The sequence below is a fragment of the Micromonospora sp. NPDC004336 genome, from assembly GCF_053602615.1.
In genome coordinates, this window is the sequence record NZ_JBSGDY010000074.1 from 1 (window position 1) to 20,609 (window position 20,609).

Annotated in this window: 15 protein-coding genes; 6 read left to right on the plus strand and 9 right to left on the minus strand. The window is 73.1% G+C overall.

Features of this window, described 5'->3' with window-relative positions; all coding sequences use genetic code 11:
• Positions 1 to 122: 122 nt before the first annotated feature.
• From ACWENR_RS17070 to ACWENR_RS17090, 5 genes are all read right to left on the minus strand, one after another.
• Positions 123 to 1,004 carry a potassium-transporting ATPase subunit C gene (locus ACWENR_RS17070; RefSeq protein ID WP_452277950.1) on the minus strand — a complete coding sequence of 294 codons (882 nt, stop codon included), beginning with the start codon at positions 1,002 to 1,004 and terminating at the stop codon, positions 123 to 125.
• On the minus strand, positions 1,004 to 3,196 hold the full coding sequence (kdpB, locus tag ACWENR_RS17075; protein ID WP_452277951.1) for a potassium-transporting ATPase subunit KdpB: 2,193 nt from the start codon (positions 3,194 to 3,196) through the stop codon (positions 1,004 to 1,006). Before kdpB ends, ACWENR_RS17070 begins: the two co-directional genes overlap by 1 nt.
• A 20-nt stretch (positions 3,197 to 3,216) precedes the next feature.
• On the minus strand, positions 3,217 to 4,872 hold the full coding sequence (kdpA, locus tag ACWENR_RS17080; protein WP_452277952.1) for a potassium-transporting ATPase subunit KdpA: 1,656 nt from the start codon (positions 4,870 to 4,872) through the stop codon (positions 3,217 to 3,219).
• Positions 4,872 to 4,961 carry a K(+)-transporting ATPase subunit F gene (kdpF, locus tag ACWENR_RS17085; protein WP_074475088.1) on the minus strand — a complete coding sequence of 30 codons (90 nt, stop codon included), beginning with the start codon at positions 4,959 to 4,961 and terminating at the stop codon, positions 4,872 to 4,874. Before kdpF ends, kdpA begins: the two co-directional genes overlap by 1 nt.
• A gap of 314 nt (positions 4,962 to 5,275) precedes the next feature.
• Entirely contained in the window at positions 5,276 to 6,100 is an 825-nt protein-coding gene (locus tag ACWENR_RS17090) for a G5 domain-containing protein (RefSeq protein ID WP_452277953.1), read from the minus strand.
• A 464-nt stretch (positions 6,101 to 6,564) separates the two neighbouring features.
• On the opposite strand from ACWENR_RS17090, the gene ACWENR_RS17095 reads away from it, so the two are divergent.
• Positions 6,565 to 7,017 carry an ATP-binding protein gene (locus ACWENR_RS17095; protein WP_452277954.1) on the plus strand — a complete coding sequence of 151 codons (453 nt, stop codon included), beginning with the start codon at positions 6,565 to 6,567 and terminating at the stop codon, positions 7,015 to 7,017.
• A 468-nt stretch (positions 7,018 to 7,485) separates the two neighbouring features.
• Positions 7,486 to 8,298, plus strand: coding sequence for an SCO2525 family SAM-dependent methyltransferase (locus ACWENR_RS17100; RefSeq protein ID WP_452277955.1), 813 nt, complete (start codon positions 7,486 to 7,488; stop codon positions 8,296 to 8,298).
• 138 nt (positions 8,299 to 8,436) lie between these two features.
• Here the strand turns inward: ACWENR_RS17100 and ACWENR_RS17105 are convergent, their stop codons facing one another.
• The 4 genes from ACWENR_RS17105 to ACWENR_RS17120 all read right to left on the minus strand — a co-directional run bounded on the left by ACWENR_RS17105 (position 8,437) and on the right by ACWENR_RS17120 (position 13,588).
• Positions 8,437 to 10,353, minus strand: coding sequence for an ABC transporter ATP-binding protein (locus ACWENR_RS17105; protein WP_452277956.1), 1,917 nt, complete (start codon positions 10,351 to 10,353; stop codon positions 8,437 to 8,439).
• An 88-nt stretch (positions 10,354 to 10,441) separates the two neighbouring features.
• Positions 10,442 to 12,004 (minus strand): CPBP family glutamic-type intramembrane protease, encoded by a 1,563-nt coding sequence (locus ACWENR_RS17110; RefSeq protein WP_452277957.1) that lies wholly within the window; start codon positions 12,002 to 12,004, stop codon positions 10,442 to 10,444.
• Positions 11,992 to 13,320 carry a sporulation killing factor system radical SAM maturase gene (gene skfB / locus ACWENR_RS17115; protein WP_452277958.1) on the minus strand — a complete coding sequence of 443 codons (1,329 nt, stop codon included), beginning with the start codon at positions 13,318 to 13,320 and terminating at the stop codon, positions 11,992 to 11,994. Before skfB ends, ACWENR_RS17110 begins: the two co-directional genes overlap by 13 nt.
• Positions 13,321 to 13,432: 112 nt before the next feature.
• Entirely contained in the window at positions 13,433 to 13,588 is a 156-nt protein-coding gene (locus ACWENR_RS17120; RefSeq protein WP_452277959.1) for a hypothetical protein, read from the minus strand.
• Between the two features lie 241 nt (positions 13,589 to 13,829).
• Between ACWENR_RS17120 and ACWENR_RS17125 the strand changes: the two genes are divergently transcribed.
• From ACWENR_RS17125 to ACWENR_RS17140, 4 genes are all read left to right on the plus strand, one after another.
• The gene (locus tag ACWENR_RS17125) at positions 13,830 to 16,631 is read left to right on the plus strand and encodes an AfsR/SARP family transcriptional regulator (RefSeq protein ID WP_452277960.1); all 2,802 of its coding nucleotides are present in this window, start codon (positions 13,830 to 13,832) and stop codon (positions 16,629 to 16,631) included.
• Positions 16,632 to 16,871: 240 nt separating this feature from the next.
• Complete coding sequence (locus ACWENR_RS17130; protein ID WP_452277961.1) at positions 16,872 to 18,713, plus strand: SCO2524 family protein; 1,842 nt, start codon at positions 16,872 to 16,874, stop codon at positions 18,711 to 18,713.
• On the plus strand, positions 18,714 to 19,643 hold the full coding sequence (locus ACWENR_RS17135; protein WP_452277962.1) for an SCO2523 family variant P-loop protein: 930 nt from the start codon (positions 18,714 to 18,716) through the stop codon (positions 19,641 to 19,643).
• Positions 19,628 to 20,605, plus strand: coding sequence for an SCO2522 family protein (locus ACWENR_RS17140; RefSeq protein WP_452277963.1), 978 nt, complete (start codon positions 19,628 to 19,630; stop codon positions 20,603 to 20,605). Before ACWENR_RS17135 ends, ACWENR_RS17140 begins: the two co-directional genes overlap by 16 nt.
• Positions 20,606 to 20,609 lie beyond the last annotated feature (4 nt).

Genomic DNA, 20,609 nt, shown 5'->3' on the forward strand with positions numbered 1-20,609 from the left:
TGGGGGGGGGGCGGGGGGGGCGGCTGGGGGGGGCGCGCGTGGGCGGGGGGTGGGGGCGGGGGGGGGGGGCCGGCCCGGGGGGCGGGGCGGGGGGGGGGCCGGCCCTGCCCGACGGGAGGGCGTCAGCGGGCGGGGAACCGCTCGTCGAGGGCGACGTTGAGTTCCAGGACGTTCACCCCCGGTTCGCCCAGGAAGCCGAGCGGACGCCCCACGGTGTGCTCCTCGACGAGGCGCCGGACCTCCGCCGGGTCCGCGCCCCGCTCCCACGCGACCCGGGAGACCTGGATCTCGGCGTACGCGGGACTGATGTGCGGGTCGATGCCGCTGCCGCTGGCGGTGACCGCGTCGGCGGGCACCGCCGCCTCGGCGGGGGCGTCGCCACGGATCGGGGTGACGATCCCGCCCCCGGCGACGTAATCCTCGCCGGGCCTGGCCAGCTCCACCGGCACGCCCTCGTAGGTGGCGACGAACGGGGTGGCCGGAGCGACCTGGTTGACGCTGACGACCCGGGTGACCGGGCCGGTCAGCCCGCCGGCGCGGAACACCGCGAGCACCGCGCCGACCCCGTCGGCGGTGCAGTACGGGCGACGGCCGTCGACGCCGTTCAGCTCGCCGACCGCCTTGCTGCGCCCGCACACCTGGGTGAGCAGGCTCCGCGTGGACTCCGCCGGGTCGGTGGCGATGGTGTCGACGACGCTCTCCGGGCCCAGGTTGCTGGCGGCGGTGGCGGTGGGGTCGTAGCCGTCGCCGGCCGCCGAGGGGCGGGACTGGAAGTAGCGCGGGACGGGGTCGCCGTCGGCGGCGGTGAAGGACTGGCCGACCAGCGAGCTGCCCACCGTCCGCCCGTCGGCGGCCAGCAGCGACCCGTCGGCCCTGGCGGCGAGGCCGGGGATCCGACCCACGGCGACCAGCGAGAGAGGGTAGGCGAGGCCGAGCAGCACGGTGAACACGAGCAGGGCGCGCAGCGCGGCGAGATGGTGGGCGAGCCAGCTGGGTGGGCGCATCACGAGACCCCCGGGACGAACTGGATGAGCAGGTCGATGAGCTTGATGCCGACGAACGGCGCCACGACGCCGCCGAGGCCGTAGACCAGCAGGTTGCGGCCGAGCAGCGTCGACGCCGACGCCGGCCGGTAGCGGACCCCGCGCAGGGCGAGCGGGACGAGCGCGACGATGACCAGGGCGTTGAAGACGACCGCGGCGAGGATCGCGGACTCCGGGCTGGACAGCCGCATGATGTTGAGCGCGTCCAGGCTCGGGTAGATGCCGGCGAACATGGCCGGGATGATCGCGAAGTACTTCGCGATGTCGTTCGAGATGGAGAACGTGGTCAGCGCACCGCGGGTGATCAGCAACTGCTTGCCGATCTCCACGATCTCGATCAGCTTGGTCGGGTCGGAGTCGAGGTCGACCATGTTCCCGGCCTCCTTGGCGGCCGACGTGCCGGTGTTCATGGCGACGCCGACGTCGGCCTGGGCCAGCGCCGGCGCGTCGTTGGTGCCGTCGCCGGTCATCGCGACGAGCCGACCGCCCTCCTGCTCCCTGCGGATGAGGGCGAGCTTGTCCTCCGGGGTGGCCTCGGCCAGGAAGTCGTCCACCCCGGCCTCGTCGGCGATCGCCTTGGCGGTGCGCGGGTTGTCGCCGGTGACCATCACGGTCCGGATGCCCATCGCGCGCATCTCGTCGAACCGCTCCCGCATTCCGGCCTTCACCACGTCCTTGAGGTGGATGACACCGAGGGCGCGCGCCGGCTGACCGTCGAGGTGCTCGGCCACCACCAGGGGAGTGCCGCCGATGCCGCTGATCTCGTCGACGAGCTGGCCGACCTGCTCGGTCGGGTGGCCGCCGTTGTCGCGTACCCACTTCATGACCGCGGCGGCGGCGCCCTTGCGGATCCGGCGGACACCGCCGTCCACGGCCTCGGCACCGAGGTCGACGCCGCTCATCCGGGTCTGCGCGGTGAACGGCACGAACGTGGCGTTCGGGATCAGCCCCGGCTCGCGTTGCCGGAGACCGAACTCGTTCTTCGCGAGTACGACCACCGAGCGGCCCTCGGGGGTCTCGTCGGCGAGGCTGGACAGCTGGGCGGCGTCGGCGACGGCCGCCGCGTCGACGCCCCCGACCGGCAGGAACTCGGTGGCCTGCCGGTTGCCCAGGGTGATGGTGCCGGTCTTGTCCAGCAGCAGGGTGTCGACGTCGCCGGCCGCCTCGACCGCGCGGCCGCTCATCGCCAGGACGTTACGCTGCACGAGGCGGTCCATGCCGGCGATGCCGATCGCCGACAGCAACGCACCGATGGTCGTCGGGATCAGGCAGACCAGCAGGGACGCCAGCACGATCCCGCTGACGCCGGCGTCGCTGATCGACGGCGTGTCCGGCGCGGCCCCCTGCCAGCCCTTCGAGAAGATCGCGAGGGGCTGGAGGGTGACGACCGCCAGCAGGAAGATGATCGTGAGCGCGGCGAGCAGGACGTTCAACGCGATCTCGTTCGGGGTCTTCTGCCGGTTCGCACCCTCGACCAGGTTGATCATCCGGTCGATGAAGCTCTCGCCCGGCCGCTGGGTGATCTTCACGATGATCCGGTCGGACAGGACCATCGTGCCGCCGGTGACCGCGCTGCGGTCGCCGCCGGACTCCCGGATCACCGGGGCGGACTCGCCGGTGATCGCGGACTCGTCGACGGTGGCGATGCCCTCGACCACGTCGCCGTCGCCGGGGATGATCTCGCCGGTGGCCACCACGACGATGTCGCCCTGTTTGAGCTCCGGCGCGGGGACGGCCTCCTCCCGGTGGGCGTCGGCCCGCGCGCCGGGCGTCCACCCGGTCAGGCGGGTGGCGACCGTGTCCTTCCTGGCCCGGCGCAGGGTCGCCGCCTGGGCCTTGCCGCGCCCCTCCGCGACGGCCTCGGCGAGGTTGGCGAAGAGCACGGTCAGCCAGAGCCAGACGGTGATCGCCCACGCGAAGACCGACGGGTCGGCCACTGCCAGCACGGTGGTGAACACGGCGCCGATCTCGACGGTCAGCATGACCGGGTTGCGCCACAGGGCGCGCGGGTCGAGCTTGCGCAGCGCGTCCGGCAGGGAGCGGAACAGCAGCGCGGGATCGAGCAGGCCGCCGCCGGCCCGGTTGCCCCGGGTGGCCGGGGTGCCGGCGTTCGCCGCGTCGACGGCGTGCCGGGCCCGTGTGGAGGTGGTCATGTCCTTCTCTCTCACGATGTTCACAGCCCCTCAGCCAGGGGACCGAGCGCGAGCGCGGGCAGGAACGTCAGCGCCACCAGGATCACCGTGACGCCGACGACCATCCCGACGAACAGCGGCCGGTGGGTCGGCAGGGTGCCCTCGGAGGCCGGAGTGGGTTGCTGGCGGGCCAGCGAGCCGGCCAGAGCGAGCACGAAGATGATCGGCAGGAACCGGCCGAGCAGCATGCACAGCCCCAGCGCCGTGTTCCACCACGGCGTGTTCACGCTGATGCCGGCGAACGCGGAGCCGTTGTTGTTGCTCGCCGAGGTGAACGCGTAGAGCACCTCGGAGAGGGCGTGCGGGCCGACGTTGAGCGCGGTCGAGTTGTTGCCCGTGGCGAACGCGGCGGCCGAGCCGACCAGCACCAGCACCGGGGTGACCAGGAAGTACAGCGACGCGAACCGGATCTCCCGGGAGCCGATCCTCTTCCCGACGTACTCCGGGGTCCGGCCGACCATCAGGCCGGCGACGAACACGGTGATCACGGCGAGGATCAGCAGGCCGTACAGGCCGGCGCCGACACCACCCGGCGCCACCTCGCCGAGCATCATGTTGACCAGGGGCATCATGCCGCCCAGCGCGGTGTACGAGTCGTGGAACGAGTTCACCGCGCCGGTGGAGGTCAGCGTGGTCACTGCGGCGAAGGTCGCCGAGTTCGCCACGCCGAACCGGACCTCCTTGCCCTCCATCGCCCCGCCGACCGCCTGCGGCACGGTGCCGTCGCCGGCCAGCTCGAAGACGTTGGTCACGGTGACGCTGGCGATCGCCAGGACGGCCATGACCGTGGCGACGGCGTAGCCCTGCCGGGGCTGCCCGACCATCCGGCCGAAGACCCGGGGCAGGCTGAACGGAATCAGCAGGATCAGGAACATCTCCAGCCAGTTCGTCCACGCGGTCGGGTTCTCGAACGGGTGGGCGCTGTTGACGTTGTAGAACCCGCCGCCGTTCGTACCCAGCTCCTTGATCACCTCCTGACTCGCCACCGGCCCGCCGGTGATCGTCTGGCTGCCACCGGTGAGCGTGGTGACGTCGGCGCCGGCCGACAGGTTCTGCACGACGCCGCCGACCATCAGGGCGAGCGCGCCGAGAACGGAGACGGGCAGCAGGACCCGCAGAGTGATCCGGGTCAGATCGACCCAGAAGTTGCCCAGATCGCCGGTACGACTCCGCGCGAAGCCGCGGACCAGGGCGACCGCGACCGCGATGCCGACCGCCGCGGACACGAAGTTCTGCACCGCCAGGCCGGCCATCTGCACCAGGTGACCCATGGTCGACTCGCCCGAGTACCACTGCCAGTTGGTGTTGGTCACGAACGACACCGCGGTGTTCCACGCGCCGTGCGGCACCACCGGGTCGAATCCGAGCGACAGCCACAGGTGACCCTGCAGGCGCTGGAACCCGTACAGGAACAGGATCGAGACGGCGGAGAAGGCCAGCACGCCGCGGGCGTACACCCCCCAGGACTGTTCGGCGGCCGGGTTCACCCCGACCAGGCGGTAGACGCCCCGCTCGACGCGGGAGTGCCGCTGCCCGGAGACCACCCGGTACACGTGGTCGCCGAACGGCCTGTGCACGGCGACCAGGGCCACCACGAGCGAGCAGATGAACAGCACACCGGCTGTCGGCGTGGCCATCAGAACCGCTCCGGGAACAGCAGGGCGACCACCAGGAACACGGCCAGGCCGATCGCCAGCACCAAGCCGACGGCGTTGACGGCACTCACAGCCTCTCCACGCCCCTCACCAGCAGGGCGAGCGCCGCGAACAGCGCCACCGTCAACACCATGAACACCACGTCAGACACGTCTGACTCCCCTTACCGGAACGAGTTCGGCACGACCGCCAACCGGTCGTGCCGAGCAATCACAACGCTCCGGACTTCCGCCGGAAAGGGGCGTTGACGCATCCGTGACGCCGACCCGCGGATTCTTGACGCGGTTTTCACGCCCCGCGCTGACCAGGTGAAACGGCTCACCGGCAGCGCGGGCGAACCCCCGCCGCTACCCCGGGTTGGCGTCGTGTGAACGCGGACCCGACCTCACTCGTCGCAGCCGATCCCGTCGCCGTCCCGGTCGAGGTCGTAGATGTCGCGACCCACCACCCGCACCGGTCCCTCGACGTAGGCGGGTCCGTTGCCGCTGCCGCCGGCGCAGTCGACGTCACTGGCGATCGGTACGCACGCCCCGCTGTAGTTCGGGTCGCATCGCCGGGTCTCCCCGGTGCCCACCCTGACCACCTGCGTGACCGGTGCCCTGGTCACCTCCGACCTGATCAGCTTCTTCGCCGTCTGCACGCCGTCGGTGACGGTGACCTGGTAGGTGAGGGTCCTGACGCCGGCGACGCCCCGGGTGGTCACCTTCTTCGTGCCCTTCGGCAGGGAGGAGTCGCGGACCGTCCTGGTCCGGTAGGCGATCCGCTGCGTCTCGGTGACCGTGCTGGTGCGTACCGTCGGCGAGGCGGACACCGTCGGTCCCGCCGCCTCGGTGGGGGTGGCGGCCGGCTGGCTGGGGGCCTGCTCGGTGACGGACGGGGCGGCGTCCTCGGAAGCCGCCACGGTCGGGACGGCCTCGGCGGCGGGCTGCTTCCGGCCCTGCGGCTCCGGCGGGGGAGCGGCTATCGCCGAGATGACGGCCCCTCCGCAGCACAGCAGCACGAGCGTGACTGCGCTGATCAGTACGACCTTCGCGGTGTTGCGCCGCCTCGGTGGCGGCTGGGGGCCCCAACCTCCCGGTGCCGCCGGGAACCGCGCGGTCGGGTACGGCGGGGTCGCGCCGCCCTCGCCGGGCGGCGGCACGTAGGCGGGGGAGGAGGCGGGGGGCGGGCCCTGCCCGCGCCACGGGTCCTGGGGAGGCTGGTACGTCACGGCTGAAAGTGTGCGGAGCAGGGCCAACGCCCCGCACCGGCCAGTCAGTCACGTTCCGGGCCAGCCACGCCGACAGCGCACCATTCGTTCGTCCGGCGACCAGCGTCGTGAGGCGAAGATCCCCGTCGATCGTCGCCCGGCGCGGCGCGACGGACGGCGAAGGGCCGGCCATCCGGCTCGCGACGGGCGACCGGGAGCTGCCCATCCGGCGGTACGGCTTCGGATGACGGGCTGACCGGCGGCGGGCGCGGCGTAGCCCGCGGTCAGGCCACGGGGCGGCCCGGTCGTGGCGGCCACCGGCCCCCGCCCGGACGGCGCCTGCGGATGGCCGGTCCGCCCGGCGCGTGCCGCTGGCGTACGTCCTGCGGAGCAGGACCGCAACCCCGGCTCCACGGGCGTGACCTGCGGATACTTGCCCTCATGCAACGGTCGCGTGTTCGTCGGCGACGGGTAGCCTGCCGGCCATGGACGGCGGACAGTTCGGTGAGGGGGACGAGGCGAGCCTCGATCCCGGCCGGCCGGTCGTGCTGCTGTCGCAGCACTTCACGGCCGCGACGGTGACCGCGCTGCGGCACCTGCTGGCCGCGCGCGTCGCCGCAGCGGGTCTGACCGGCGACGACGGCGACGACTTCGTGCTGGCGGCCTACGAGCTGTCGACCAATGCGGTACGCCACGGCGGCGGGTCGGGGCACCTGGAGCTCCGCCGGGTGGGCGCCCGGCTCGTCTGCGCCGTCAGCGACCACGGCGCGAGCGGGGCGGACCTTCCCGTGGAGCTGCCACCGCCGGACGTGCCGGGCGGGCGCGGGCTCTGGCTGGCCCGGCAGCTGACCGGCGCGCTGACTCTGGACCGCGGGCCGGACGGGGTCACCGCCACCGTGAGCGCGGATCTGACCACCGGACCGGCGGACCCGCCGTAGGGCCCGCCGTGGCCGAAGGGCCGCGGGTAGGGTCGACGAGTCCACGATGGAGGCGAACAACCCCAGCCCCCAGGTCCGCAGCTCCCAGGTCCGCCGGGTCCTCGACGTCACCGGCGTACTCGACGCCCTGACCGTCGACAGCGGTCGTCGCTAGGGACGGGCCGCCCGACACCGGCGCGCAGTCGCCGACCGGTCCGCTCGCGGGCGTGTCCGACGACGGGCCGGCGGGGCGGGGCCACACGTCAAGCCGTCGCGATATCGGATGTCCGTCAGAGCGGGTCGACCAGGTGCCTCAGCCGGGTGAACTGGGGAGGTCGCAGCGGACGCCGGCTGGCCGTCGAACGCCGGAGCCGGCGGCAGCCCCGCTGCTTGCGGACTTACACCGCCTTCGATGCACAATGGGCGGCGAGACGAGGCGCGCAGCAACGGCGACCGATGTGACCCGCCGACATCGATGGAGGTCCGTCCATGGCGTTGACCCCGGCCGGCGGCGGTTGCGAGTCGTCGGCCCCACCCCCACCGATCCGCTCCCCGCTGCCGTCGAACTCCGACGTCGAGTGGGACGGCTTCGACCCCCAGGCGTACGTTCGGCACAACTACGCGGTCCTGCGTGACGACGATCGGGAGCTCCTCCGCCGCACCAGGGACTTCTTCGCCGGGGCGAGGCTCGCCGACGCCGACTGCGTCGACGTGGGGTCGGGAGCGAACCTCTACCCGGCGCTGTCGCTGCTGCCGTTCGCCCGCAGGGTCGACCTGTGCGACTGGTCGACGTCGAACGTGAACTGGCTGCGCAGGCAGGTCGACAGCTACGACGAGCTGTGGGACCCGTACTGGCAGGTGTGTGCGGAGCATCCGGCGTACGCGGCGCTGACCGATCCGCGCAGTCGCCTGGCGCGGGTGGGCCGGGTGCTGCGGGCCAGCGTCTTCGACGTGCCGAGACACACCTGGGACGCGGGCACCATGTTCTTCGTGGCCTGCTCGATATCCGCGGACCGGGTGGAGGCTGAGCACGCGATCGGCCGGTTCCTCGACGCCCTGCGGCCCCACTCGCCCTTCGCGGTGGCGGTGATGCTCGGCTCCCACGGTTACAGCGTCGGCCCGCGCACGTTCCCCGCCGTGGCGCTGCAGCGCGCCGAGGTGGTGGCCGGCATCGCGGCCGGCGCGTACGACCTGGACGTCCACGAGGTGAGCCTGACGCCGCCGCTGCGCGACGGGTACGTGGGCATGCTGCTGGCCACCGGCCGCACGCGCGGCGGCACGAGACGCTGGAACGACGGCTGACCGCCATCGGGGAGCACCCGCCCCGCCCGGGCCGGCTCGCCGCCGTACCCCTCGCGCAGCCCGTGCTCCTGCCGGAGCCGCCCTCCCGCCGACCGCCCCGGGCGACGCCACGGCGTCCCGGGGCGGTCGGCGGGAGGGTCAGCCGGCGATTCGTCCCGACAGCGCCCCACCGCCGTCCTCGGCCGCCACGCCCCGCACCGGGGAGCGCCCGGGGCCGCGCAGGGCGGTGACGGCGAGATCCTGGCAGCCGGTCGACAGCGGCGAGCCGCCGTCGACCTCGGCCACCCGGCCGGCCTCGATCATGATGATCTGGTCGGCGGCCCGGATGGTGGAGTCACGGTGCGCGACCGTCAGCACCGTGCACGAGGCCGAGATGTCCCGCAGCAGGCGGGCCAGCGCTTCCTCGTTGGCCGTGTCCAGGTGCGCGGTCGGCTCGTCGAGCAACAGCAGGCGCGGCCGAGGCAGCAGGGCCCGGGCGATGGCGACCCGCTGGCGCTCGCCACCCGAGAGCATGCCGCCATGCTCGCCGACCTCGGTGTCCAGCCCCTCGGGCAGCCGGTCCACCAACGTCTCCAGGTTGGTCAGCCGGAGCACCTCCGCCAGGTCGTCGTCGCTCGCGTCCGGGCAGGCGTAGGTGAGGTTGTCGCGCAGGGTGCCGGCGAGCAACGGGGTCTCCTGCTGCACGTACCCGACGGCGGCCCGCAGCTCGTGGCGGGGCACGGCGGCGATGTCGCGTCCGTCGAGCAGGATCTGCCCCGCCGAGACCTCGTAGAACCGCTGGGCCAGGGACAGGACGGTGGTCTTTCCCGCCCCCGAGGCGCCGACGAGGGCCGTGTGGCGGTGCCGTGGCACGACGAACGACAGGCCGTCGAGCACCTCGCGGCCGGGAGCGTAGCCGAACCGGACGGCACGCAGTTCCAGGGCGGGCGTGTCCGCCGCCGCGTCCGGCGTGGCCGGCGCCGGCCGGGGACCGTCCGGCTCCTCCAGCGGGAGGACCATCACCTCGTCGATCCGGCGCAACGCGGCCCGGCCCTTCTGCACGGCGACCGCCCCGACGAACACGGACACCAGCGGCATGAGCAGGTACGACACGTAGAGCAGGAACGCCACGAACTGGCCGATGTCCAGGTGACCGCCGGCCACCCGTGCCCCGCCCAGACCGAGCACCAGCAGGAACGAGCCGTTCGCGGCGAGCGAGACGGCGGGGCCCACCGCGGCCTCGCGCCGCGCCACCCGGATGCCCGCCTCGTACGCGCCCCGCGCCCGCTCGCCGATCCGCGCGGTCTCGCGCTCCTCGGCGCGGGCCGCGCGCACCGTGCGCATGGCACCCAGAGCACGGTCCAGATCCGCGATGAGCATGCCGACCCGCCCCTGCGCCCGCTCGGACCACTTGCGGATGCCGATCAGCACCACGCCCACGATCGACGCGCCGAGCAGCACCGAGGCGGCGACGAACACGAACAGGTACCAGTCCAGCCAGAGCATCAAGCCCACCGCGCCGGCGAGCGAGGCGAGGCCGGTCACCGCGCTGACCAGCCCGTTCGCGACCACCGCCCGCAGCAGGGTGGTGTCCGCGCCGACCCGCGCCAGCAGGTCGCCCGTGCGCAGCCGGTCGTACTCGGGCATGCGTAACCGCAGCAGCCGGTGGACCAGGCCGAGACGCATCTGGAGGACCAGCGCCTCCCCGCCGCGCTGCAGGAGGTAGCTCTGGACCGCCGAGACGACCGCCGTGGCGAGGAAGAGGACCACCAGCCAGGCGGCGAGGGTGGCGACCGGGCGGCCGAGCAGGGTGGCGTTGATGGTCCGCATGGCGAGGATGGGCTGCGCCAGCGCGAGCGCGGCCGAGCAGAGGCCCAGCAGTGTGGTGCCGGCCAGCGTGGCCCGGTGCGGACGGAGCAGGGCGAACACGGCGGCCAGGGGCGCCGGCCGCTGCGCTGCGGCGGTCGACGCCGGGGCGCGGGGGTCGTCCGGGCCGGCGGCGGTGACCGGTTCGGTCTCCGGCGAGGATTCCGGCGGCGGAACGGAGGTCGGACGAGGGGGGTCAACGGTACGCATCGATGCTCCTGGTTGGTCTCTTCGATTCCGCGGATGGGCCTGCGGCAGCGCCGACCCGTGGACGGCGCTGCCGGTGCGTCGGGACGCCTCAGGCCCCGGCGGGCGCGGACGCCGACCGGAGCCGTCCCGACGGCGAGGCGGTGTCGTCGGCCCTGGCGTCGGGGCGGGGTTCGCGGCGCCGCACGCCGATCAGGGGGGAGCTGAGCACGGTCAGGTTGTAGAGCGCGTGGGCGGTCAGCGCGGCGACGAAGCCGACGTGGACGACCGTCAGCCCGAGCGTCAGACCGATCAGGGTCAGCTCGGCGAAGCGGATCCAGCGGGGGCGGACCATGCCGCCGCTGTGCGTGCCGGCCCACAGCACCGCCGCGACGGCCGCGGCCAGCACGGGCTGGCCGGTCAGCCAGAACACGACCGGGACCGCCAGCAGCCGGAAGACGGCCTCCTCCCCGACGGCGCTCTGCGCGGTCAGCGACAGGATGTGCGGCACGTCCAGTCCGACCGTGCGCAGCGAACGCCGGTCCGGATTCGGCGTGACCCGGGCGAGCCCGGACCGGTTCAGCAGCGCGTATCCCGTCGCCGAGAGCCCCAGCCAACCGGCCGCCAGCCAGGCGCCCCAGGCCAGTTGCCGGCCGAGGTCGGCGGTGGTGGGCACGCCGACCCGGTCGGCGACCAGGGAGCCGGCGAGGGCGGCGACCACCACGACCCCGCCGAGGGTGGCCGCGGTGACGACCGTGGTCAGGGCGTTCACGGCACGGAAGGCGGCCCAGGTCCCGGTCCCCTCGTAGCCGTGCACGGCGGCGAAGCGGAACCGGCTGCGTTCGCCGGCGAGGACCGCCAGCAGGACCGGCGCGCCCAGGACCGCGGCCAGCCACGGTTCGGCGTCACCGCCGGCGAACGCGAGGACCGCGACGCCGCCGACCAACGCCAGGACCGAGCCGAGGAGCGCCCCGGCGCCGGCCAGCGTCTCCCGCTGTTCCGCACGCTCCAGCGACGGCAGTTCGTCGCTGGTGAGCTGCACCGCGGAGTCGATCCGGACGACCGCGTCGCCGACCGTGTCCACCTCGAGGTCGACACGCAGGTCGGGGCCGACCGCGCGGAACCGCTCGCTGCGCTGCGTCGACTCGTCGTGTCGCCGCCGGTAGCCGGCGCCGACCGGCCGGGCGTTCTCCCACGCGCCCCCCGGGCGGCCCAGCCGTCGACGCAGGTCGTCGTGACGGGCGTCCGGGTCGCCCGCGGAGGCCTTGGCGCCGGCGGCGGCGACCACCCGATCGTGCACGTCGCCGGTGATGTCGAGCAGGATCACCTCCCCGCGCGGCGACAGCCCCACCAGGACGCTGCCGTCGGCGGCGATGAAGCGGACCCGCCAGGACGCCTGCAGGCCCCACCTGGCCAGGAACTCCCGCTGCTGCTCGGCGCGCCCCAGCTGGTGCAGCCGGTCGACCACGTCGTCGACGTGCAGGACGGCGAAGTGCGGCCAGGCGTGCACGTCGAGGCCGCAGAGCCGGCGGACCGCCGTCGCGGCCTGGGCGGCGGCGCCGTCGGCGTCGACCAGCTCGGGGAACGACTCCACCGGGTACGCCCGCCCCCGCAGCGCGACGAAGAGCGCGACGAAGACGAGGCCGGTGGCGCCCAGCCCGATCAGCTCGAACATGGCGTGCCCCCCGCGTTCCGCCCCGCCCCGCCGCAGCAGCCTCGGGGCGCGCCCGGGGTCAGCCCGAACGGCAGGTCCACGTCGCTGGTCGGGTTGAGCCGGCGGATGCACTGACAGCCCCGGGCCACGGAGCGCACCTCGTCGAGCCGGTCCACGCCGCCGATCCGGGCCAGCGGTTCGTCGAGGATGCGGCCGAGCGGTTCCGCCTCGATCTGGCAGGGCGTCACCCGGCCGTCGGCGCGGACGTGCCAGCTGAGGTATCCGGGCGTCAGGAACTCGACCGGCAGGCCCGTCGGCGCCAACTGCTCGCCCAGGTCGCCGCACCTGTCCCAGCCGAGGGCCTCGACGTTCGTCACGACGGTCTCGTTGAACTGCCGGTTCACCGCCGCGACCTGGGCCGGCGAGAGCGAGAACCCCTCCTGGTCGCCGCGCCCGACGGGCACCACCCGGCCGGCCCGGAACAGGCGGGCGCCGGCCGCGTCCACCTCGGCGAGGACCGCGCCCACGTCGCCGTGGTTGGCGGGCGTGACGGTCATCGCCACGATCACGGGCAGGCCGGCGTCGGTCAGCCGGCGGATGGTGCGCAGCGACTCCGCGTACGCTCCGGCGCGCCCGCGGATCAGGTCGTGGCGTTCGGCGAGCCCGTCGAGACTGATCTGTGCGCGGACGTTGCCGCAGGCCGCCGCGAGGGCGACCAGGTCGTCCGCCCAGTGCAGGCCGTTGGTGAACACGTCGACGTGGTCCACCAGGGCGCTGGCCGTCACCAGGATGCGCCGGAAGTCGCGCGCGATCGTCGGTTCGCCGCCCGTGAGCGTGACCGCGGCGAGCCCGCACCCCGACAGTCGTTCGAGAACCTTCGTCCAGTCGTCGGCGGTCAGCTCCCCGGGCAGGGGCCGGCCGGAGCTCGCGTAGCAGAAGGAGCAGGCGAGGTTGCAGCGGTTGGTGAGCTGCAGCGAGGCCAGCAGCGGCAGGTACGCGTCCGTCGAGCCGGAGATCCGCAGCGGGCGGTCGATGCCGCCGGCCAACCAGGACCGGGTGACTCCCCACCCGCCCAGGGCGTCGACCAGCTCGGCCTCGACGACGGCCGGATCGCGTCCGCTCAGGCCGGCCCGGACCCGGGCGGTGCGGGTGAGGCTTCCGGTGCGGGCCAGTTGCAGGGCGATCTCCAGTGCCTCGCCGCTGAGGCGCAGATAGTTGAGGCTGCGACGGTCGACGAGCAGACCGCCGACCGGTTGCAGGTGGATTCCCCAGTCGGGCAGGGGCGCTTCGGGAACGGGCGGCGTGGCCACTGCCTCCGCCGCGACGGCCGATGTCATCGGTTCACCTCGGTATTCGGGAGTCGCCGACGGGCGGCGGACGGATGCGGGGTTCCCGGGCCGATCGACCGCGCAGCCTCGACCGCGTCGGGCGATCGGCCCGGTCTGCCGGTCAGAGGGCCTGCGAGTACGGCGGCGGGCCCACGCAGGCCGCCACGAACGGCGCCCAGGCGCTGGCCCAGCAGATGCCACACCCCACCGCCTTGACCATCGGCTGGCCCGACTTCGGGGTGCGGAGCGTGGCGAGGGTGCTCTGCGGCTTCGACACTTCGGTTCACCTCCTTCACGGATCGATCGGCTCGGGGCCGGACGGGAGATCCCGTCGAGCCCTGCGACCAAGGTGCCGCGGCGTGCCTTCGCAAACGTGGAGCAAACCTTGGACGGCGAATCCCGATCCGTGGACAGGGGTCAGCGTCGTAGCACGTCCATCTTGGACAATCCTTGGACGGGGCTTGAACGCCTCCGACGACGGGGCTCTCCGAGGCGGGGCCGGAACAGGAGCGGCACGGGTGGCGGTCGAATTCGGCCTGCTCGGCGACCTTCGCGCGCACATCGACGACCAGCCGGTCGACCTGGGCCACGTCCGGCAGCAGTCCGTCCTGGCCGCACTGCTCGTCGACGCGAACCGGATCGTCCCGGTCGAGCAGCTGATCGACCGGGTGTGGGGCGACCGCCGTCCGTCCCGGCCCCTGGCCACGCTCTACAGCTACCTGTCGCGGCTGCGTGGCTGCCTGGCGCCCAGCGCGGAGGTGCTGATCAACCGCCAGGCCGGTGGCTACCTGCTGGCCGTCGACCCCGACTCCGTGGACCTGCACCGGTTCACCCGGCTGGCGGCCCTGGCCCGGCGGACACCCGACCCCGAGCAGGCGCTGCGGATCTTCGAGGAGTCGCTGCGGCTGTGGCGGGGCACCCCCCTGGCCCACATCGACACGCCGTGGGCGGCCGGCCTGCGGGAGACGTTGCAGCGGGAACGGACCGCAGCCGACCGGGACCGTGTCGACCTGGCGCTGCGCCACGGCCGGCACGCCGAGCTGGTGCCCCACCTGACGAGCTGCGTCGAGCAGCAGCCGTTCGACGAGCGTCTGGTCGGTCAACTCATGCTCGCGTTGAGTCGCTCCGGCCGCCAGGCCGACGCGCTGCACCAGTTCGACGAGCTGCGCCGTCGCCTCGCCGAGTCCCTCGGCGTCGACCCGACGCCGGAGCTGCGGCGGCTGCACCTGGACGTGCTCCGGGGCGACGCGACGACGCCGGGGCCGGCGGCCGGGGCGGTCGCGGTCGGCGGCACCCCGGTGCCGCATCAGCTGCCCGCGCCGCCGCCCGTGTTCGCCGGGCGGGAGAGAGAGCTGGCGGAGCTGGGCCGGGTGCTCGATCCGCGGGACGATCCGGGCTCCGTGGCGGTGTGCGTGGTGGGCGGCGCCGCCGGCGTCGGCAAGACCGCCCTCGCCCTGCGCTGGGCCCACGACAACCTGGCCAGCTTCCCGGACGGGCAGCTCTACGTGAACCTGCGCGGGTTCGACCCCGCCGGCCCGATGTCGCCCCTGGTCGCCCTCCGCGGCTTCCTCGACGCGCTGCGGGTGCCGGCGGAGTCGATCCCGGCGGACACGGACGCCCAGGCGGCCCTCTACCGCAGTCTGGTGGCCGGCCGGCGGATGCTGGTCGTGCTCGACAACGCCCACGACGCCGAGCAGGTCGTCCCGCTGCTGCCGGGCAGCGCGGGATGCGTGGCGGTCGTCACCAGCCGGCTGCGGCTAGGCGGGCTGGTGGCCACCTCCGGCGCCCGCTGGATCGGCCTCAACGTCCTCGACGAGCAGGAGGCCCACGATCTGCTGTCCCGCCTGCTCAACCGGCAGCGCACGACGGTGGAGACCGACAGCCTCCAGGAGATCGTCCGGCGCTGCGGCGGGCTGCCGCTGGCGTTGAGCATCGTTGCGGCCCGGGCGGCCACGCAGCCGGACCTGCCGCTGCGCGTTGTGGCCGAGGAACTGCGGGAGGAGGCCACCCGGTTGGACGCCCTCAACGCGGGCGACCTGACCGCCGACCTGCGGACGGTCTTCGCGGCCTCCTACCACCGGCTCGATCCGGAGCCGGCCCGGCTGTTCGGCCTGCTCGGCCTGGCACCCGGGCCCGAGATCGGGCTCGCGCCCGCCGCCCGCCTCGCGGGGCTGCCGCCCGGCCCCTGCCGGCTGCTGCTGCAGAGGTTGCAGAACGCCCACCTGGTCCAGCAGCACCGGCCCGAGCGCTACCGCCTGCACGATCTGGTCCGCCTGTACGCCGCCGACCGCGCCCGCCACGACCACCCGGCCCCGCTACGGGACGCCGCCCTGCGCCGGCTCCTCGAGCACTACCTGTGCGTCGCCCAGCACGCGTCGCGGCTGCTCGACCCGCAACGGGAGCCGGTGGTGCCGCCGATTCCCCTGCCCGCCGACGCCGCCGTCACGGAGATCGCCGACCGGTCCGACGCCCTGGCGTGGTTCGCGCGGGAGCACGCGATGCTGCTCGCCGCCCTGCGGTACGCGGCCGACAACGACCTCGACGAGCACACCTGGCAGCTCGCGTGGTCGTTGGAGACCTTCCTCGACTACCAGGGGCACTGGCCCGACTGGACGGCCACCCAGCGGCTGGCGTCGACCGCGGCGCGGCGCCTCGGCGACCGGCTGCGGCAGGCCCACGCCCTGCGGAGCCTGGGGCTGGCGGCCACCCAGCTCGGGCTGCTCGACGACGCGTACGACCACCAGCGCCGGGCGCTCGGGCTCTTCAGCGACCTGGGCGACGCGGCCAGGCAGGCCGACACGGCCCGCGCCCTGGGCTGGATCTGCCACCAGCGGGGCGACTGGGCGCAGGCACTGGACCACAACCAGCAGGCGCTGCGGCTCTACCAGGAGATCAACCACCGCCCCGGGCAGGCGATGGCGTTGAACAACCTCGGCTGGTTGCACTCCATGCTCGGCGATCACCGGGAGGCGCTCACGTTCTGCGCGCAGGCCGTGGTGTTCAACCAGGAGATCGGCGACGGGCACGCCGAGGCGGGCGCGTGGGACAGCCTCGGCTACGCCCACCACTGCCTCGGCGAGCACGCGGCGGCCGTCCGGTGCTACGAGCGGGCGCTGGAGCTGGTCCGCCGGTTCGACGACCGGTTCAACGAGGTCGACATCCTGCGGCATCTTTCCGACACCCGCCGCGGCACCGGCGACCTCGACGGGGCCCGCGAGTGCCTGCGCGAGGCACTCGTCCTGCTCGAGCGGCTCAACCATCCGGACATGAAGGACGTCCGCGCCGACCTCGAACGGCTCGACGACCCCGGGCGGCCCTGACGTGCGCCGATGCCCGACCTCAGGAGGAGTTCACCGTGAAATTCGTTCGGCCCACCGGCACGCGCATTCACGTCACGCCCGACGGTCGCGTTGCCGACACGCGCCATCGAAGCTGTTCGAGCGGCACTCGACGGGCCCGCTACCATGTTGGTGCACGTCATTGTGGAGCACCGTAGATCATCGTGTGAACGGCACCATCAGCGGTTTTGACTCGACGACCACAGCAGACGGCGGTGAATCGTGCGGATACAGCCACGCCAGGAAATCCTCGACATCTGGCGGGCAACGGTGCGTAGTTGCTGGCGAAACGGCGAATGGCACTGGGGCGGCCGAAGTGGCAGCAACTCGATCAGCGACGCCGAGCAGCTGCTGACCCTGCTGCTCCCCGCGGCTCGGGTTCCCGTGCTGTCGCTCGACGATCCGGATCGCGCCGACGACGAGGTGATCGAGGCGCTCAGCCCGCTCGGCAGCGCCATCGAGATTCCCCGCCGGATGATCAGTGTGATCAGCGACTACTTCACCCGCTACACGGACGAGACCGGCACCCCGATCTTCAGCGGCGGCAGCTACCTGACCCCGCTCGACGGCGGCCCGGAGCTCACCGAGGAGCAACGCGCGGTGGACATCGTCGACTCGTTCGCGGTGTCCGTCACGCTCACGCTGGCGACGATCGGTTTCGTCAAGGTCTACCGGGGCACCACGAAGCGCCCCGACCTGCTGGCGCAGCTGGACGCCCTCGACCAGATGGCCAGCGTGCGGCTCACCGCCGCCATGGTCGGCCTGCTCCGCAGCTTCAGCACCTTCGTCTTCACCTCCACCGACGAGTACGGCCAGCGGCTGTGCGACATGATCAACCAGGACGAGCTGCCGCGCCGCGAGGTGGTGGCCGCGCTGCGCGAACAGCTGCGGGAGACCATGGCCAGCCTGCGCAGCGTGGTCATCGGGTCGGGCCGGGTGACGGAGGACCTGGACAGCAGCGAGATGCTGTTCGAGTGCGGCTGGTCGTGGGGCATCATCTCCGGGGCCGAGGAGGTCCCGACCACCGAGCCGACCGGCCTGCAACGCGAGGGTTCGGCGGAGAACGCCCCCTATCTCTACTTCACGGTCATCGCGATGGACGCCATCGAGGACCTGAACTCCGAACGCACCCGACTGCTCGGGCTGCTCAACGAGGAACAGCAGCGGCTGTCCCGGGCCCTGCAGTTGCGCTGGGAGCTGACCCGGACCTACTGGGCGACGGTGGCGACGTTCGACAACCGACGGCGGTGGCCCATCGAGGACATCCCCTGGCGGACGACCGACGGCGACCGGACCGACTACTACACCCTCCAGGCCACGTCCCTGGCGGTGAAGGGTCTGATCGCCGGCGGGCGCGGCGGCGACGAGGAGTTCGGCCGGATCGCCTCGGTGCTGGTGGAGCTGGCCCAGCGGGCCCGGATCACCCGGCGTGCCTCGCTCGACGAGCCGGCGCTGCTCCTGCACGCTCCGGGCAAGCGGGTGACCCTGAACGACGACACGTCGAAGCCGATCATGACGTGGAACGTCAACGAGTACTCCACGGTGCTGCTCCAGCGGGCCGCCACGGTCGCCGGTCTGCTGGGCAACGCCCGGGGGCGCAGCGAGCTTCTCGAGCTGGCCGACGAGGTGTGGGACCACCTGCTGCTGCGGCGCATCCCCGACGGTCAGCACCGGGGGCTGTGGGACCACGCCGGCGGCGCCTTCCCCGGCCTGGCGCCGAAGCCGGACGCACCCTCCTGGTATCTGACGCAGCGGGTGGTGGAGGCACTTGTCACCGCCGGTGAGCTGCTCTGGGAGCGGCCGTTCCCGCGGGCCGGCCGGCTCGTCTCGTACGCGCAGGATCTCATCGACGAGGCCGAATACCTGTTCGACCGGGAGCTGATGCGGGGCACCTTCGCCGGTGAGGCGATGCAGCGCAGCATGCGCAGCATCCGGGCCAGCCTGCGCCGGGCGCAGCTGCTCGTCGACGAACGCCCCGGCACCGCCGCCGCCCTGGCGAACGCCCTGTTGCTGTTGCTCAACGACATCGCCACCGGTCAGCAGAAGGCCAGCGAGGGGATCTGAATGCTGGTCTTCGTCACGTCCCACAAGGGCGGCACCGGGCGATCGGTGACCGCGGCGAACATCGCCTACCGCAGCGCGTTGTCCGGCCGCCCCACCTGCTACCTGGACTACGACTTCGGCTCGCCGACGGCGGGCATCACGTTCCAGATCCCGCAGGCCGTCAACGGCGTGGAGGGCAACGGCCCCAACGGCGGCGGCCTGCACCGCTACCTGCGCGGCGAGATCCCGTCCCCCGAGCAACTGGACGTGTGGGGCACGTCGGAACGCGCCAGCCTGCGTCAGCGGCCCATCGGGTCCGGCCCGTTGGTGCTCCTGCCCGGGCAGCGCAACGGCAGCGAGTTCGGCTTCACCAACGACATCGCCAAGCGCTGCGCCGAGCTCTTCCTCCGCCTGGAGGAGGAGTTCGACCTGACCCTGGTCGACCTCAGCGCCGGCCGGTCGTACGCCAGCCAGATCGCGCTGGCGGCCACCGCCATCGCGACCCTGCGCAAGGTGACCGCCCGCTGGCTGGTCTTCCACCGGTGGACTCCCCAGCACGTCACCGCCGCCGCGGATCTGGCCTTCGAGGCGGGCGGGATCGTGGCCATGGGCAAGGAGTACGGCCACGAGCCGGAGCAGCTTCGGGAGTCGCTGCGGTTCGTCCGCACGGCGGTGATCGACTCACGCGGCCCCGAGGTCGGCCACCTCGACCTCGCGCAGCAGGCATTCCTGCGCAAGTGCGACGCGGAACTGTCGGAACTGGCCCGACGGCGGGGCGTCGGGCGCACCACGCTGTTCGGCGCGGTGCCGTTGGATCCCCTGTTGCAGTGGCGCGAGCAGCTCATCTCGGACCACGACGTGCAGAGCAAGATCGCGAACGTCAGGACGGTGGACGCCTTCGTGGACCTGACCGAGAAGCTCTTCGACGAGACGGCATGGGAGACCGTGTGATTGGCGTGGATGTCAGGTTCCAGGAGGCGGCTGCGGTGCGACGTACAGAGAGCGTGGCGTACTCGCATCTGTCCGTGGAGTTGGGGCACTTCTACGCGGAGGACTTCGGCGACGGGTGCCAGGAGCTGCGGCGCAAGTTCGAGCGGATCGCGGACTGGTCCGCCGCCATCCCGGCGCTGGCCCGCCGGGGGCTTGCCCCGCACCGGCAGCCCCGGATCAGTACCTGCTTCCTGGTGGACGACTACTTCCACCGCTTCGGCACCCCCCGCGAGGTGATCCCGCAGGTGCAGAGCGCCGCGGCGGAGCACGGCCTGACGGTGGACTACGTGGCCCGGGAGTCCAGTTTCGCGCGGCACGACGGTGTCGAGCTGGCCCAGCTGGTGGTCGACACGCTGGTGGTGGAACCGCCCCGGCACACCACCGGGAGCCGCCCGCCGCTGAGCGAGTCGGGCTGGCTGTCCAACGGTCAGCGGTCGCCCGGGCACGTGGACGCGCCGGCGATGACCCTGCCGCGTCCGTGGTCGCCGCCGCTGCAGTCCGGCGACCCTCAGCACTCGATCTTCGTCGACATCGAGCTGTGGTCCGACGGGGCGAACGCCCGGGTGTGGGCCTGCGCGCTGCTCGCGTCGGTCTGGCAGCTGACCCGGCTCGGCGTGCTACGGCACCGGGGCGAGACGATCAGGCAGCCGTGCCAGCTCACCGGCGAGCTGCCCACCGACTGGGACGAGCTGCCGGCGATCGTCCAGCTGAATCCGGCCGCCGCGCCGTTCTGCGCGTACCGCACGTTGACCCTGATGGACACGCAGTATTTGCCGGTGGAGCTGGCCGTACGGACCATCCTCGGCCAGGTGGCGGTGCCACCGGAGGTCGCCCAGCAGGTCGCGAAGCGGGCCGGCGGCGAAGGCCTGCGCCTGCCCACCGAGCTCGTCGACCGGTTGAGCTACGTGTTCATCGGCGAGTGAGTGC

Coding starts and splice junctions, on each gene's coding strand:
- ACWENR_RS17110 (WP_452277957.1), bottom strand. CDS start 12,004: ATGTTCGAGCTGATCGGGCTGGGCGCCACCGGCCTCGTCTTCGTCGCG.
- ACWENR_RS17140 (WP_452277963.1), top strand. CDS start 19,628: ATGGGAGACCGTGTGATTGGCGTGGATGTCAGGTTCCAGGAGGCGGCT.
- ACWENR_RS17105 (WP_452277956.1), bottom strand. CDS start 10,353: ATGCGTACCGTTGACCCCCCTCGTCCGACCTCCGTTCCGCCGCCGGAA.
- ACWENR_RS17095 (WP_452277954.1), top strand. CDS start 6,565: ATGGACGGCGGACAGTTCGGTGAGGGGGACGAGGCGAGCCTCGATCCC.
- ACWENR_RS17070 (WP_452277950.1), bottom strand. CDS start 1,004: ATGCGCCCACCCAGCTGGCTCGCCCACCATCTCGCCGCGCTGCGCGCC.
- ACWENR_RS17135 (WP_452277962.1), top strand. CDS start 18,714: ATGCTGGTCTTCGTCACGTCCCACAAGGGCGGCACCGGGCGATCGGTG.
- ACWENR_RS17100 (WP_452277955.1), top strand. CDS start 7,486: ATGGCGTTGACCCCGGCCGGCGGCGGTTGCGAGTCGTCGGCCCCACCC.
- kdpB (WP_452277951.1), bottom strand. CDS start 3,196: ATGACCACCTCCACACGGGCCCGGCACGCCGTCGACGCGGCGAACGCC.
- kdpA (WP_452277952.1), bottom strand. CDS start 4,872: ATGGCCACGCCGACAGCCGGTGTGCTGTTCATCTGCTCGCTCGTGGTG.
- skfB (WP_452277958.1), bottom strand. CDS start 13,320: ATGACATCGGCCGTCGCGGCGGAGGCAGTGGCCACGCCGCCCGTTCCC.